Annotated in this window: 12 protein-coding genes and 2 pseudogenes; 9 read left to right on the top strand and 5 right to left on the bottom strand. The window is 66.4% G+C overall.

Annotation, left to right across the window (positions count from 1 at the left end; all coding sequences use genetic code 11):
• Window positions 1–503 precede the first annotated feature (503 nt).
• The 3 genes from OQ02_RS24820 to OQ02_RS44090 all read left to right on the top strand — a co-directional run bounded on the left by OQ02_RS24820 (window position 504) and on the right by OQ02_RS44090 (window position 2,853).
• Window positions 504–1,121 (top strand): hypothetical protein, encoded by a 618-nt coding sequence (locus OQ02_RS24820; protein WP_033440923.1) that lies wholly within the window; start codon window positions 504–506, stop codon window positions 1,119–1,121.
• A gap of 153 nt (window positions 1,122–1,274) precedes the next feature.
• Entirely contained in the window at window positions 1,275–1,544 is a 270-nt protein-coding gene (locus OQ02_RS47240) for a hypothetical protein (protein WP_156077298.1), read from the top strand.
• Window positions 1,545–1,554: 10 nt separating this feature from the next.
• The gene (locus tag OQ02_RS44090) at window positions 1,555–2,853 is read left to right on the top strand and encodes a hypothetical protein (protein ID WP_156077297.1); all 1,299 of its coding nucleotides are present in this window, start codon (window positions 1,555–1,557) and stop codon (window positions 2,851–2,853) included.
• 27 nt (window positions 2,854–2,880) lie between these two features.
• On the opposite strand, the pseudogene OQ02_RS40240 reads toward OQ02_RS44090, so the two are convergent.
• Both OQ02_RS40240 and OQ02_RS24800 read right to left on the bottom strand, forming a co-directional pair.
• A pseudogene (locus OQ02_RS40240) lies at window positions 2,881–3,237 on the bottom strand (IS110 family transposase); the annotation flags it as partial.
• Window positions 3,238–3,413: 176 nt separating this feature from the next.
• Window positions 3,414–4,475 (bottom strand): hypothetical protein, encoded by a 1,062-nt coding sequence (locus OQ02_RS24800; protein WP_156077296.1) that lies wholly within the window; start codon window positions 4,473–4,475, stop codon window positions 3,414–3,416.
• A gap of 68 nt (window positions 4,476–4,543) precedes the next feature.
• On the opposite strand from OQ02_RS24800, the gene OQ02_RS24795 reads away from it, so the two are divergent.
• Both OQ02_RS24795 and OQ02_RS24790 read left to right on the top strand, forming a co-directional pair.
• Window positions 4,544–4,759: a hypothetical protein gene (locus tag OQ02_RS24795; RefSeq protein WP_156077295.1), complete on the top strand. Its 216-nt coding sequence runs from the start codon at window positions 4,544–4,546 to the stop codon at window positions 4,757–4,759.
• 93 nt (window positions 4,760–4,852) lie between these two features.
• The gene (locus tag OQ02_RS24790) at window positions 4,853–5,158 is read left to right on the top strand and encodes a hypothetical protein (RefSeq protein ID WP_156077294.1); all 306 of its coding nucleotides are present in this window, start codon (window positions 4,853–4,855) and stop codon (window positions 5,156–5,158) included.
• A gap of 145 nt (window positions 5,159–5,303) precedes the next feature.
• On the opposite strand, the pseudogene OQ02_RS44085 reads toward OQ02_RS24790, so the two are convergent.
• Window positions 5,304–5,474, bottom strand: a pseudogene (locus tag OQ02_RS44085) (ISL3 family transposase); the annotation flags it as partial.
• 322 nt (window positions 5,475–5,796) lie between these two features.
• Here OQ02_RS44085 and OQ02_RS24780 point away from each other — a divergent pair.
• The 3 genes from OQ02_RS24780 to OQ02_RS41290 are packed head-to-tail and all read left to right on the top strand — an operon-like array spanning window position 5,797 to window position 10,531.
• Window positions 5,797–6,510 carry a hypothetical protein gene (locus tag OQ02_RS24780; protein WP_051772766.1) on the top strand — a complete coding sequence of 238 codons (714 nt, stop codon included), beginning with the start codon at window positions 5,797–5,799 and terminating at the stop codon, window positions 6,508–6,510.
• A complete protein-coding gene (locus OQ02_RS24775) occupies window positions 6,510–8,510 on the top strand; it encodes a hypothetical protein (RefSeq protein WP_156077293.1) in 2,001 nt (666 codons plus the stop codon). The genes OQ02_RS24780 and OQ02_RS24775 overlap by 1 nt, the downstream gene beginning before the upstream one ends.
• Window positions 8,504–10,531 (top strand): hypothetical protein, encoded by a 2,028-nt coding sequence (locus OQ02_RS41290; protein WP_051772765.1) that lies wholly within the window; start codon window positions 8,504–8,506, stop codon window positions 10,529–10,531. Before OQ02_RS24775 ends, OQ02_RS41290 begins: the two co-directional genes overlap by 7 nt.
• 95 nt (window positions 10,532–10,626) lie before the next feature.
• On the opposite strand, the gene OQ02_RS24765 is transcribed toward OQ02_RS41290, so the two are convergent.
• Window positions 10,627–11,727 carry an IS630 family transposase gene (locus OQ02_RS24765; RefSeq protein WP_197043479.1) on the bottom strand — a complete coding sequence of 367 codons (1,101 nt, stop codon included), beginning with the start codon at window positions 11,725–11,727 and terminating at the stop codon, window positions 10,627–10,629.
• A 52-nt stretch (window positions 11,728–11,779) separates the two neighbouring features.
• Between OQ02_RS24765 and OQ02_RS44080 the strand changes: the two genes are divergently transcribed.
• The gene (locus OQ02_RS44080) at window positions 11,780–11,920 is read left to right on the top strand and encodes a hypothetical protein (RefSeq protein WP_156077292.1); all 141 of its coding nucleotides are present in this window, start codon (window positions 11,780–11,782) and stop codon (window positions 11,918–11,920) included.
• Here the strand turns inward: OQ02_RS44080 and OQ02_RS24760 are convergent.
• Window positions 11,901–13,136: a hypothetical protein gene (locus OQ02_RS24760; protein ID WP_033440915.1), complete on the bottom strand. Its 1,236-nt coding sequence runs from the start codon at window positions 13,134–13,136 to the stop codon at window positions 11,901–11,903. The genes OQ02_RS44080 and OQ02_RS24760 overlap by 20 nt on opposite strands.
• Between the last annotated feature and the right edge of the window lie 51 nt (window positions 13,137–13,187).

Below are 13,187 nucleotides of genomic sequence, written 5' to 3'. Positions count from 1 at the left end.
GGCGTAGAGGCCGACGGCGGTCGCGGCGGCGTTCTCCAGCAGTTGCAGGCCGACGTCGCCGGGGGAGAGGCGTTGGGCGGCGATGCCGGAGCCGATCACGAGGGCGGCGAGGAGCAGGCTGCCGAGGTATTCGGCCACCAGCCGGTGGGACAACGGGCGGGGCATTCAGGATTCCTCGGTGGCGGGGCGGACGGCGGGCATCCGCATCCAGGACCAACTCGTCGGCAATTGAGTGCCGCTGGGCACCGGTCAAGTCCGCCAACAGGTCGGGCAGCTGCGACGTCAGCAGCCGAGTGACATCGCTGTAGATGTGCCCCTCTGCATGCCGATGATCGTTCTTCACCAAAGTGAGGCTGTGGTCGGCTGTGCCGCCGTCCAAGACATCGTCCCATCGAGCGAACGTTCTACTTTGTAACGCGCGGCAGACGCTGATTGATAGGGAGATTGCTGGCTCAACCCCGAAGGGATTCCGCTTGAGCACGCCTCCTGCCCCGCATGCCCGCATGGGTCTGGTGATCCAGATCGTTGTCGCCTTTACAGGTATCGCCACCGTGATCGCCAACGTCATCTTGATCAGCCGCACCATCGACGTATCACGCGAGCAGCAGCAGCTCGCCGCCCGCTTGGCAGACGAGCAGAAGCAGGTCACGAAGGTCTACCAGACCCTCACCAAGCTGTCCGGTGCCTACGCCCCGGATGACCAGGACAAGTTCGTGGTCCAGCTCCAGCTATACCTGCAGAACATTGGCGACAAGGCCGTTCGCGGCTGCAGCACCCGGACGCAGTTGGTCGGGCGAGACCTCGCGCCGGTCAAGTACTGGCCGTCGATCCTTGAACCAGGTGCTGTGCTGTGGAACCTGGTGCCGGGCGAAACACACGTCACCGAGCAGTCGACCTGGTACCTTCGCTCCCGCGAAGGCGATGACCTCCTCGTCGAGCTGTGGTTCGAGTGTGAGTACCCGAAGACGATCAGTAGGTCCACCTTCATCCGGCTCAACCTGGCGTCTGGTCGAGTCGAGGAAGATACCGGCATCTCGCGCGATCAGCCGATGGACTCGTACGACCGGTACGCGGCCGTTGAACGAGCGAACGGCGACACGCCGAAGCCGCGGCCGACGTAACCTGGCCCGAGACTTGCTGTAGTGCGACGACCCGCACCGCCGTCAGGTTTGGCGCCAAGGCCGGCCCAGGGCAGGAGGCCTCGAGGTGCCGGAGCGGGGACCGCGGTCTGCAACGTCCGCAGGGCCAGCCTCATCAACGCCGGTGGCCTGCCTGTGCAGCAACGACTTGCCGACGCCCCGGCCGCGGACGCCGTCGCCGACGTAGACCGAGGTCTCGGCTACATTCACGACGTTGGCGCCTCCCAAGGCGCCAACCTGCTCGCCCAACTCGCACTCGATCTTCGAGATCCCGCCGACCGTCACCAGCAGGTCGACGACTGGCTGGTCGAGCTCGCGCTGGACGCCGGGTTCACCGGCATGGAAGATCTGCTCGACCAGTACCACTCGGTCGAACAGAAACAGGTAGGGAGCGGACAGCAGTGAGGTTTGTCCGATGAGTGCCGACAGGACACAGGCTAGGACGCTGTCGGGCGGTGCCCGCGTTCTGCTCAGGATCGACGAGGACGTGAGCATCGACCAGGACGCTCCGAATGACTACGACGCTCATTGGCAGCTGTACGTCGTTGATCGCGGGTGGATCGTCCAACCGAAGCACAGCATCTTTGTGGGATCCGAGTCCGCTGTCGGCGACGCGGATGTTGACAGCCTTCGTGAGGCGATGCTCGACGAACGACGGTGCTGCGGCCAGTTGCCGGATTCACCGGAGCCGTTGGCGATCGCTCTGGACGATGGCGAGAATTTCCATCCGGAATCGTCGCCTCGCGACACAGTACATCTGCTCGTTGATTCGACCGATGTCAAGGCTTGCGCGGAAGTCATAGTACGACGTGAGCCGGAATGGACGTCCTCGGCACTTCAGGACCTCCTGAAACCTGCTGCCGCAGCCCACGGCTGCATCGTCGACAAGGTCGAGTATCTCGTCGGCGGCACCGCCCCAGATAGCGACCTTGCCGGCTACGCTGAACTCGACGAGGAGTTCGGGAACTTCGAAGCTGAGATTCGCGAGGGGCGGAGACGAAATCCGCACGAGATACGGGTCTTGATACGACACGATGGCCCGACGACCGTGCGTGTCTTGCTGGCGGCTGGTCGCGACGTGCAGGCCATGCTGGAGGCGCTGAAGGACGGTCCGCTTAATGCCCGGACGGCGCAGAACCTGCTGCGTTCCGGACTTCCTCACCTGCTCCTCGGACTCCCTGAGAGTGATTGGCTCGAAGTGAAGAGCCGCGCGTACGGCATCGCAACAGAAGGGGACGCGGGAACCAGACAGAAAATCGAGTTGGCGCAGGACGTGGCGCGCTTCGCCAACGGATCCTCCGACGCCCTGCTGGTGGTGGGATTCGAGGAGACCAAAGGAGGCCGACCAGCCAAACTCGCCCGAGTACGGCCTGTGCCACTGGACAAACTCGACGTCGGCCGCTACCACGACGTCATTGACGACCGGGTCGTACCACCGATCGAGGGCCTGACGGTCGAGCGAGTAGACCTAGGCAACAATCAAGGCGTGTTGATCATTGCGGTGCCGAGGCAACCGCCAGATCTACAACCTTTTCTCGTGCATGGCGCAATTGCGGGCGACAAGACCGAAGGTGCATTCATCAGTATCGTGCGCCGCCGCGGAGAGGGATCCATCACCACGTCGGCGAAGCAAATTCACGCATATATCGTGGCGGGACGCGCCTACCTTAGCGCTCACGAGACAGGGACGGATGGGAGGTCAGCCTCGGGGTAGCACGAGATCACCTCAGGACTGAGTTTCGTCCCCGATCTCCAACAGGATGCGGGCTGCGGTCCTGACCCGATGCCGGGCATCGAGATCAGGACCCCGGCAAAGAGGGTGCGCATCGAGTATCCCCTCGACCTCGGCGGCGACCTGTTTGCGTTGCAGGAGAACCGTTTTCAGGCTGTCGGCAAGGCGGGGCAGCACTGTGTCGGCGGCCGTGGTGCCCGGGACGACGACACTCTGCTCGTCCAACGCCGTTAGGATCGCGGTCACGAGTTTCTCGCCCATCCTCGGCGCATGGGCGGTGGCGATCGCGGTGAGCTTGCGCTGGCGGGCGGCGCGGATGCCGGTCGGGTCGCCGCAACGGGACAGGATCTCCAGCACCGCCGGATGGAAACAGCAGGTCAGAGCCGGTTCTAGGCCCTGCGCGGCGCACGGGCCGGCACATCGCTGTCGCGCTCTTGACTGCGTCGCTGTAGCCGGTCGGCGGACCGGCTACAGGGGTGGCCTTCGCGACAAGACCGGCATTTACACCGACACTGCTCGGCAGGGGTGGGCGTGGCCTTCGCCTACAGGCCCATGACCGTGTCCAGCCGATCGCGGTAGTCCTCGACCGCCCGCAACATCAGCTCGTCGCGGGTGAGTGTGAGCAGCATCGACAGCCAGGCGACCGTCGTCGAGAACGCCGATCGCGACCGGTAGAGCGGCGTACCCGCGAACCAGGTCCACGCCGGATGCTGCCGCAGGCTCTCGAACTCCTCGGGCAGACGCCGATAGGACTCCGGCAGCAGGCGGTCCAACTCCGTCTCTCCCACCTCACGACGCACCATCTCGTGAAACGCCTGGAAGTTCAGCACCGTGTGCGACATCAGTACCGTCCACACCGCCGACAACGCCCGCTTCAACACGCCCATGTCCACCGTCTCCGCTGCCTCGATCAGCCGGTGTACCGACATCAACCGCGCCATGACCTCGGCCAGGTCGGAACCCGCGGTTTCCCCGGCACGCACCTCGGCGACCAACTGCTCGACCTCGGCAGTCGACAACCTCTGCCCACCAGCGGTGGCCATCTCGCGAGCGAGTTCCTCGCCGGTGACCCCGTCGCCGTCACCCGCCATTACGTGCGCCAGGACGGCACCGAGTCTCCACGCCCCGGCACCGTCGTCGGATGACGGGTCATCGTGCGCAGCGGACAGCAGCATGTCGAGCACGGGCGGACCGCCCGCGCCACGCATGTGCCGGCGGGCACGGTCGTTGCGCGCTTGCCACCCCTGGTCACCGACCCTGTCCAACGCGAAGACCCGGACCAGGCGCCGCAGGTGCCGCACGACCTTCGAGCGCACAACCGCGTCCGGGACCGGCATCCCGTGAACGACCCGGGCGAGGACGGTGTCGGGGAGCAGGGCACGGCCCTGCCGAGCCGACTTCGCCACCGCGATCAACCGCGCCAGCGCGTCCTCCGGCACGACGGACACCGACCCGCGTCCCCGCCCCAGGCCGGTGCGGATGTTGCGCGGAACCAGTCCGGACGTCCTCCAGCGCTCCAACTGCGTCGGTGACACCGCGTATCCGGCGGCCCTCGCGTCCTGCAACAACCTCTGATCGGCGGGGCTGGGCATGGAACGAGGCACGACCCCATGTTACAACCCCGCGAAGTTGTCGGCGATCACGCGAAATCGACTGTGGCTGAATGTGCTCCATGCATCTGACGAGCATCGGATCCGTAATCGACGCCCCGCTGCTGGTCCTGGCGGCCAGCGCCACGGCGGCCGTGGCCCTTGTCATCGCCGGCGCCTGCCTGATGACCTGGTTGGCAGTCCGCAACACCAGACCACAAGACCGCCCTGCCGTCCTGAAGGCAGTGGCGGACGTCCTCAATGGACTCGGCAGCATCCTCAACCGGCACCGACGATGATCCGGACTACCTGCGAGGAGGCCGGTCCGGGCTGGTCCAGCAGCGGCCTCGACTGGACCGGCGCCGTCGAGGTGGCAACCGGCTTGGGACACCGTGGACACAGTCAGCTCGGCGGGGCCGCCACCCACGACACCCGAACGCCTCGACACCCACCCCGGACTCCTCACACGCGCCGCCGCGGTGATCAGCCAGGACCCAGAAGCGGCGCTCGGCGAGTTCACAGACGAGTTCGAGGAACTCGGAGGCGCAGAACGACTCGAACAGCTCGACGGCGAGACGGTGCCGGACATGGACGAGGACGACCTCCGTCTGCTTTTTCTCGTGATGCTGGAGTCCGCCGTCATCAACCCCGACGGAGCAACGGTCGCCGAACGGATCCAGGTCAACTGGCGATTCTGACCACTGGCCCCATTGCCAGGGCAACCTCGTCCAAGGGGCCGACCACACGCAGGCGACCTGGGTCTGATTCGAAAATTGCCGTCATGTGGCGGGACTGTAGAACGAGCGGCTCTGTCCCGTAGTCGGTGGTGACGCTGAGAATCTTTCAGGGCAGGAGGATGCGGTGGCGGAGAAGGTCGAATCCGGCGTGCCCGTGCATCTGCCTCGTAATCCTCTTGGCGCGGGTGTTGACGCCTTCGGTGCGGCCGTTGTGGTAGGGAAGGGTGAGGGCGGCGTCCACGGCGGACCGGTCGATTTCGAGACCGTTGGTGAGACTGCGTCAGGTCCGGCGGGCAGCATATGACGGTGGCTCGCAATGCACTGTTGCCGACCTACTCGCGTTGACGCTCGCCCTTGCCTGACCGAAACGCCAATAGCGTTGACTGGTCGCACATTCCACCACTCTGAGACGCGCGTCGCACCGGAACCGGCCGATCGACACATCATTTACCACGAAGACATTGCTCGAAGAACAGCCTCCGACAGTCGAACCAAGGTTGCTCGATTCGAGTGCTGCTCGCGTTACAGCCGTTCACTCGTTCGTCGTAATTATCGTTCGGATGTGGTTTCTACCCGGTCGGGTGTCGCAGAATCACCGGATGTCCAGTCCTGCGGGAGGCCCGGTAGACCGGGAGGGTTACACGGAGCGTGCGGCGACCACCAGTCGCGTGCAGGATGCGGTGCGCCTGTTGCTTCTCGTCGACGGCGCGGCCGAAGACCTTCCTCAACCGCCTCCGCCTCATGTGCCGCACGGGGCAGTCGCGGTGCTTCGGACGCAGATGGCCTTGCAGGCACTCGACTTTTGGCTGCGCAACCCCGACTACTTCGCCAACTGGCTGCTCGACCTACACGACGAGCATCGCGATCACGCCCTGCTCCTCGAAGCCCGGCGGATCATGGACTCCGAAGAACCGGAGATACGCAACTATCCGATGTTGCGCTATCGGTTCGGCGCGTACGAGCCCTTGGACGGGGCTCTGTCGGTGCTCGCGGCGGCAGGGCTGGTGCATCGACGTCGCGAGGGCCGTACCGACCACACCAGACAGCACAACTACTACATCACCCAACACGGTCGTAGAGTGACCACGGATCTGATCACTGACGTACCCGAGTTGAGTTACTACGTCACCCGTGTCGCCTTGCTGACCCAGGTGACGAAAGGGTTGAGCGGCAGCCAGTTGAAGGCCATTCAGTACCAACAGCAGGAGTATCTGGAAACCAAGTGGAATCAGGATATCCGTCCGATCGCAGCCAGGGTGCGACAGCGGATCGCCCGCACGCTGATCGATACCGAACCCGCAGTGGAGGTGTGATGACGACGGCAACGCCTTCCGCCGACACCAGACGCTTGGCCACGCGGGTCGCCGCCAGTTCGGGGATCGATGCGCCAGCGGTGGAGGCGGTCTTCGCGTCCCACGGTGTGCCGGCCTCTCCGATTCCCGCTGCTCCGCGCAGCCTTCGGGTGTTGAGGCTGCGGCTGTGGGGACACAAGCGCGACATCCCCGAAAGCGGTTCCTTCGACACCACCCTCCAGATTCCCCGTGGGCTGGTGATGGCGGTCGCACCGAACCTCAAAGGCAAGACCAGCCTGCTGGAGTTGATCACCTGGTGCCTGCGTGGGACGCCCAAGGCGTTGCAGCATGACGTGATCTCCTGGTTGGAGGGTGTCGAATGCGACGTGCTGGTCAACGATGTCCCGCACGGCGTCCGCATGCGCCTGCACGACGGTGCGATCGCCGACGCCGTCATCGTGAAGACCAACAGCATCGAGGACTTGGCCGCAGCCCGCAGCCACAGTCCCGGCAACGCGGTTGTCATCGCCCGCGCTCGATCGAACGCCGAGTACGAGGCCGAAATCCAGGCGTTCATGCTTGACCGGCTCGGCCTGGAACCCATCCTCGCCTACGCCTCGAAGACCGGCGTGATGCAGACCCACTCGTGGCCCGCCTACTTCGGTGCCGTGTATCCACCGGCCGGTGGCGAGAAGGTCCTGATCGGAGAGACGGCGTTCGCCGGCTTGGCGGGACGGCTGCTGGAGGTGTTCCTCGACCTTCCCGGCGCCGCACTGCTGACCCGGGTCAAAGCGGCCCGTGACCGGCTTTCAGCCGAGCACAACAAGCAACTCGACCTGGTCAAGACCGCCGCCGACCTCGATCGGGCGCGGCGAGCCGAACAGCAGCTGAGGCTCGAGACGGCGCAGCGGTCGCTGACCGATCTGCTCGCCGAATCGGACGTACCTTCCGCGACCGAAGCTGCCGAACGCGTGACGGTGCTGTCGCTGCAACTGGCCGATACCGGCACCGACCGGCGAGCAGCCGATGTGGCGCATCGGCAGGCGCGAGCGGCACGGCAGGCCGACCGGCGCAGACTCAACGACGTGCGTGAGTCTGCGGTGGCACGGCGGCTGTTTCACGGCTTGGACCCGCAAGCCTGCCCGCGGTGTGAAGCACCGGTCACCGCCGAGCGCCGTACAGCGGAAGCCGCTCGACACCATTGCGCGGTGTGCACCTCGCCGATCGACGTCCAAGATGACGAGGATGAAGAACTCCTCAACGAACTCCTCGACGCCGTCGCCGCGTCTCAGCGGGCAGAGGACGCTGCGAGAGAAACCTTGTCGACCACCGATGAGGTCATCCGACGATTGACCTTGCAGCTCGCCGCTGCGGAGGCCGAGCTTCGCGACGCCCAGCAAGCCGGCACCGCCACGAAACGCGCCGAATTGGAGCGGGAGATTGCCCGTGCCGAGGGCGCCCTGGAAATTCTGCAACCATCCGTCGAGGAGACCGCCTCGTCCGGAACAACCGAGGACTCGATCGAACTACGTGTTCTGCGCGCCTTGGCGGAGATCCTGGAAGCCGATCTCAAGGCCGCCTCGGTGCGGCTGTTCGCCGAACTTGGGCCCGAGATCGCGGCCTTGGCCAGACGCTTCGGTATCGCCTCGGTGCAACAGGTCAAGATCGATCGGAGGGCTGCGCTGGCGATCAGCAAAGGCGGCGCGAAACCCGACAGTTTCTCCGGTCAAAGCCCCGGCGAACGCCTCAGGCTGCGCATCGCCACCGTGATCGCGTTGCTCCGTGTAGGAGCCCGGCTGGGTATCGCAACACATCCCGGCCTGCTCATGCTCGACAGCCTTCGCGCCGAAGAAGTGCAGGAGGAGGACGCACACGCGATCTTGGCAGAACTGATCGGCATCGCCCGCGAGACTCCGGAGTTGCAGATGCTGACCACCACGGCCGACATGACCCTACCGGTGGGTAGACTTCCCGACGAGGCGATCCTCGCGCCACCGGAGGGACGTGACGCGTTGTGGTGACGCTGGCCAGCACACAGGAACGCCTGATTCAGGCGGCCAGTACCGGCCGGATCCCCACAGTGGACGAACTCGGCCAGTCCGACCAAGTGGCCCGGCAACTGACCGAACTCGCCAGCACTCCGGTCGCGCCACTGGCCGCCGGTGTCCTCGCAACCGCCATGGCCGACGACACTGCCGGAACCTGGACCTCCACAGTCCGCTCATTCGCCGCCGGTACAGCAGCGCAGAGCAGCGTCCTAGCGCTGGCGGACACCATCGACATCCTTCTGGCGACCCCGGCCACGACCGCCGTGGCCGGACCTGGCCTGCACGACGCCATGCTGCGCGACTTCGACACCCTCGTCTCCGACCACCCTCACCTCGCTGCCGCCCGGCTGGAGGGAGCGCTGCGCGTCGCACTGTCTGGTACTACGACCCCCTACCTCGTGCTGGACCGGCTGACCCGCGGTGTCGAGCAGATGCCTTCGGAGTACGTGGAGGTACTGCCCCGCCTCCTCGGAGCCGCACTCGACACCTGGGCGGGCGACGAGGCGCTCACGCGCCCTCTGCGCACGACACTGCAACGGCTCACCGAACTGGACGACCTCGGCGCCGATGCCGACGCCACGTTCGAACTCGGCTGCGACGCTCTGCGAGCAGCCTTGAACGCCACCGACGAACCTACCGTACTGACGGGTATCCAAGCTGCCGAGCAACTCTTCACCATCGCTGGCAACTCGGAAGAAGACCGTGACGACGCCGCGGTCTACCGGCAGGCATGTCGAGCCGTCATCGCCTTCGCCCGCCGCGACCGAGAAGCCGTGCAGGCTGCGTCCGTCGAGCTGGAGCAACTACTCCGGCAACGCCGCGCATGGCACCTCAACACCCACCTCCCGGACTGGCGTCTACATCGCCTCGACAGCGAAACGGCCTGGCTCAACCTCGTCCTGGACCTGCGTACCGCCGGCGACCGCCTCGCCGAGGCCACCTGGCTGGACACCTGGACCGCTATAGCCGAACTCGGCAAGGTCTACGAAGCCGAACGCCCACGGATGCCCCAGGTAGTCACAGGTCTGTCCACAGTGATCAAACCGGTCATCGAGAACGCAGTAGCGGAAAACGCCGCACTACTCGACCAGCTGAAACGAGCAGTGGAAGCGGACCGGAAACGCCCGCAACCGGTTCTACCGGCCTCTGCAGACGCCCTCTTGGGCGCCATCCGCAACAGGGAAAGCCATCAGCATCGGAGGTCACTCACCACAGCGGACGATGCGGAGCCCGACGGAGCCCGCCTACAGCGCACCGCCCCGTCACTGCTGCGCCTCGATCCCGACGTTCTAGCCAACCTGCTCTCCACCCTAGACGACACCGACCTTGCAGCTGTCGATGCCCTTGTGCGTGCAGCGGCGCCACCAGTCGCCGAGCACCCCGTGCTGTCCACGATGCGCACGAACATCATCGACCGGCTGGAACACGAGCCTCATTTCGTCGGCGAAGCGCGTGCAGCGGTCATCGCCGTACTGGAACGCACACTCACCTTTCTGCTCGACCGCTACAATCGCGGTGGACCACTCGCCCCAGGCATGAAAGACATCATCAAAAAGATCAAGCCAGGCGAGAAGCGACCGGTCGAGGCCGATCTGCAACAAGAGTTCTACATCTGGCTGGCGGCGCCATGGGAGCTAGCCGGTCGGGTGCACACCGAAGTCAGCGACGTCAGCACCGGACGCATCGACGTCCACATCCGCATCGGCGAGATCGTGGTCAGCACCGAGGTCAAACGGGAAGAGACCGATGCGAGCCAGGAGAACCTGAACCAGTACCTCGCACAGGCGGCCGAGTACTCAGGCTCCAACATCCCCTTCAGCCAACTGCTCGTCCTCGACATCAGCGACCACCGCCACGGCACCCGATCCTTGATCGACTGCGTATGGACCCGCTCCTACACACCTACCGACCATGCGTCACCGCGCCACGTCATAGCAGCCGTCGTCATCGGCAACCGACCGACGCCGCGCTTCCTCACGACGCGCACGATATGACTCGCTCCGAGTTGGTAACCCAGGATGACGCACCGGAGCCTCTGCGGATTCCGGCGCACCGAAAAGTGTGCTTCTTCGAGTCACGCCTCACCTGTTCAGCGCTCGTGCCATCGTAGGGGCCACGTACAAATATTGAGGCGAAAGTGTTCGGTTGCCTGCATCATGGCGTAGCGGACGTGGGGAGCCCCGAAGTAGCCGCGGACGATGTGTGGCTGGCGCTGGCGGCGGCGCAGGAAGCGTCGGGTCTCGTGCGCGAGGCGGTCGACGTTGCGGGCGCGTGAGGCGTTGACGTTGCGTTTGAGGTCGGCGTTGAGCAGCTCGTCCGGGTTGAGCTCGGGGCTGTAGCCGGGCATCAGGTGCAGCTCGATCCGCTCGGCGTTGTCCTTCAGCCAGGCGCGGACGGCCTTGCTGCGGTGGACCGGGTGCCGGTCGGCGATGACGTGGACCTTCCGGTCCGCCTGGCGGGCGACGCGGTCGAGAAACGCGGTGAACACCGGTGCGGTGAACCGCACGGTGAACACGGTGAACCACAACGCGCCGCGTGAGGCGACCGCGGACATGACGTTGACCCGCCGTCGTTTCCCGGTCACCCGCACGATCGGCGTGCGGCCCTTCGGCGCCCAGGACCGGCCTGGCGGCGCGGTGTCCGAGCGCAGTCCGCACTGATCGACCCACGCGATCGCCGCACCCTCGGCCTTCGCGCGTGCCTCGATCTCCGGATAGTCCTCGTCCAGCCACGTGCGCACCGCGGCGGGCTGCTGTTCGTAGGCGCGGCGTGCCGGGCGCTGGGGGGTGAACCCGTGCCGGCGCAGCCACAACCCCACGCCCTGCTCGGTCATGTCCACGCCGACGACCAGCCGGATCAGCTGGACCACGGCCTGGCGGGTCCACAACGGGCCGCCGATCAGCAACTCCTCGGGGGTGTAGTCGGCCATCGCCGCGAACAGCGTGCCCCGATCCTCCGCGCTGATCAGTTCGGCGGGGCCGGGGCGTCCTTTGCGGGTCGCCAGGCCGTCGCGGTCGTCCCGTCGGTAGGCGCGCCACCAGGTGCCGACCGAGCGTTCGGAGACCCCGAACACCTCTGCGGCCTGCCCGTAGCCCTCGACTTTTCCGGCCTCCAACGCGGCCACCACCCGCAACCGCAGCACCTCACGCTCCGCGGGCGATAACCGGTGCGCACCCTCGACCTCGATCACGCTGATCAACTTCCAGGAAGACGATCACTTTCGACTCAATAGCTACGCGGCCTTGGGCAAGCCCCGTACGCCCACCTGGGTGGTCAACCTGGCCCTCAACGCCTACAGCTCCCTGTTCCCGCTGACCTTGCGGTCCGGGCCGCCCGCGTCGGCGCGTGGCCCGGACCGCAAGGTCAGAGGAAGCCGCCGGTGAACGTCTTCTTGATTCCGCCGCCCACGGTCTTCCCGATGTCCTTGGCCTTGTCCACCGCGGCCCCGCCGACGTCCTTGACTCCTTCGACGGCCTCGTCGCCGCACTGTTGCACTACGTACGCGGTGGCCACGCCCACTAGGGCGCCCGCAGCCACCGGCGCCAGGACAGGTGCGCCCACCAGTACCGCAGACCCCACCATCGCCGTCGTGACCGCCGATGCCATCGCGGTGGACGCCACCAGGCCCGCAGTGCCCGCAGTGACGGCGACGATCGAGTTTTCGACGGTCGGCTCGTTGACGATCTCGATGCCGATGCCGATGCCGATGCCGACGCCGACCGCCGTCAGCCCGAGCCCCGTCCACGGTACGTTCTTGACCACGGTCCCGAACCGCCCGGTGAGGCTCTGGCCCCACCGGGTGGTGTTCCCGATGTTCGTGGTCAGGATGAACCGGCCATTCTGGGCCGTGGTGGCGGTTTGGCCGCCGACGAGCCGCGCGAGTTCCGCGCTCCGGCGCTCCGCCTCCCGTTGGTTCAGGGCGTTGGTGCGCAGCAGGTCCCAGCGTTGGGTCGAGGGGATCGACCGGCCCGAGGCCTCCAGCTGTCCGGCGACGACCGTGGTGGTCGTCGCCGCTGACGTGTAGCGGTCCGCGGCTTCGGACAGCTGCACCATCCGTCCCGCGAAGTGCGCGCCGGCCGCGCCCGCCGCGCCGTCGAGCGCCAGGAACGTCGCCGGGTGAGTGGCCGCGTCGCCGAGCGTGCCGAAAAAGTCCGTCAGCCGCGACTGGGAGTCCCGTTCCAGCGCGTCGGCCTCGGAGACGGTGCGCAGGCACTCCTCGAACGCCTTCAGCTTCGCGCCTTCCGCCAGACCGGACGGCTCGCAGATCAGCGTGCCGAACACGGTCAGCCCGGCTCCCGAGGCGACGGCCACCGCCTGCGCCATCCGCGCCTTTACGGTCTCCAGGTCCGCCGCGTGCGCGTCGAGCGCGGCGGCGGCGCCGGTGTCCGTGGCGGCGATCCCGTCGACCTCGCCGAGGGTGGCACCGACCGTGGCGCGGAACGAGTCCGCCGCGGGACCCGTCCAGCCCGCTTCCGACATGGTCGACGCGCCGCGCGCGGTCGTCCCGGCCTCCTCGGCGGCCCGCGCCAGCTCGCGGAGCCACTCGGCGGTCGCCCGCAAGCTGGCCGGGTCGCCCTGGACCGCGGTCTCCAACGGCATCAGGACACCTCCTTGATCGTCGCGTCCTCGTCCACGTTCCGGTAGTCGCGC

This window comes from Saccharothrix sp. NRRL B-16314, from assembly GCF_000716595.1.
Classification (GTDB): domain Bacteria; phylum Actinomycetota; class Actinomycetes; order Mycobacteriales; family Pseudonocardiaceae; genus Actinosynnema.
Note: the sequence above shows the minus strand (reverse complement) of the source record. Positions and strands in the feature narration are given on the sequence as shown.

What these genes read in the sequence shown, in the direction of transcription:
- OQ02_RS24820 (WP_033440923.1), top strand. Translation starts at nt 504, where the DNA reads ATGGGTCTGGTGATCCAGATCGTTGTCGCCTTTACAGGTATCGCCACC.
- OQ02_RS44090 (WP_156077297.1), top strand. Translation starts at nt 1,555, where the DNA reads ATGAGTGCCGACAGGACACAGGCTAGGACGCTGTCGGGCGGTGCCCGC.
- OQ02_RS24795 (WP_156077295.1), top strand. Translation starts at nt 4,544, where the DNA reads ATGCATCTGACGAGCATCGGATCCGTAATCGACGCCCCGCTGCTGGTC.
- OQ02_RS24780 (WP_051772766.1), top strand. Translation starts at nt 5,797, where the DNA reads ATGTCCAGTCCTGCGGGAGGCCCGGTAGACCGGGAGGGTTACACGGAG.
- OQ02_RS24775 (WP_156077293.1), top strand. Translation starts at nt 6,510, where the DNA reads ATGACGACGGCAACGCCTTCCGCCGACACCAGACGCTTGGCCACGCGG.
- OQ02_RS24760 (WP_033440915.1), bottom strand. Translation starts at nt 13,136, where the DNA reads ATGCCGTTGGAGACCGCGGTCCAGGGCGACCCGGCCAGCTTGCGGGCG.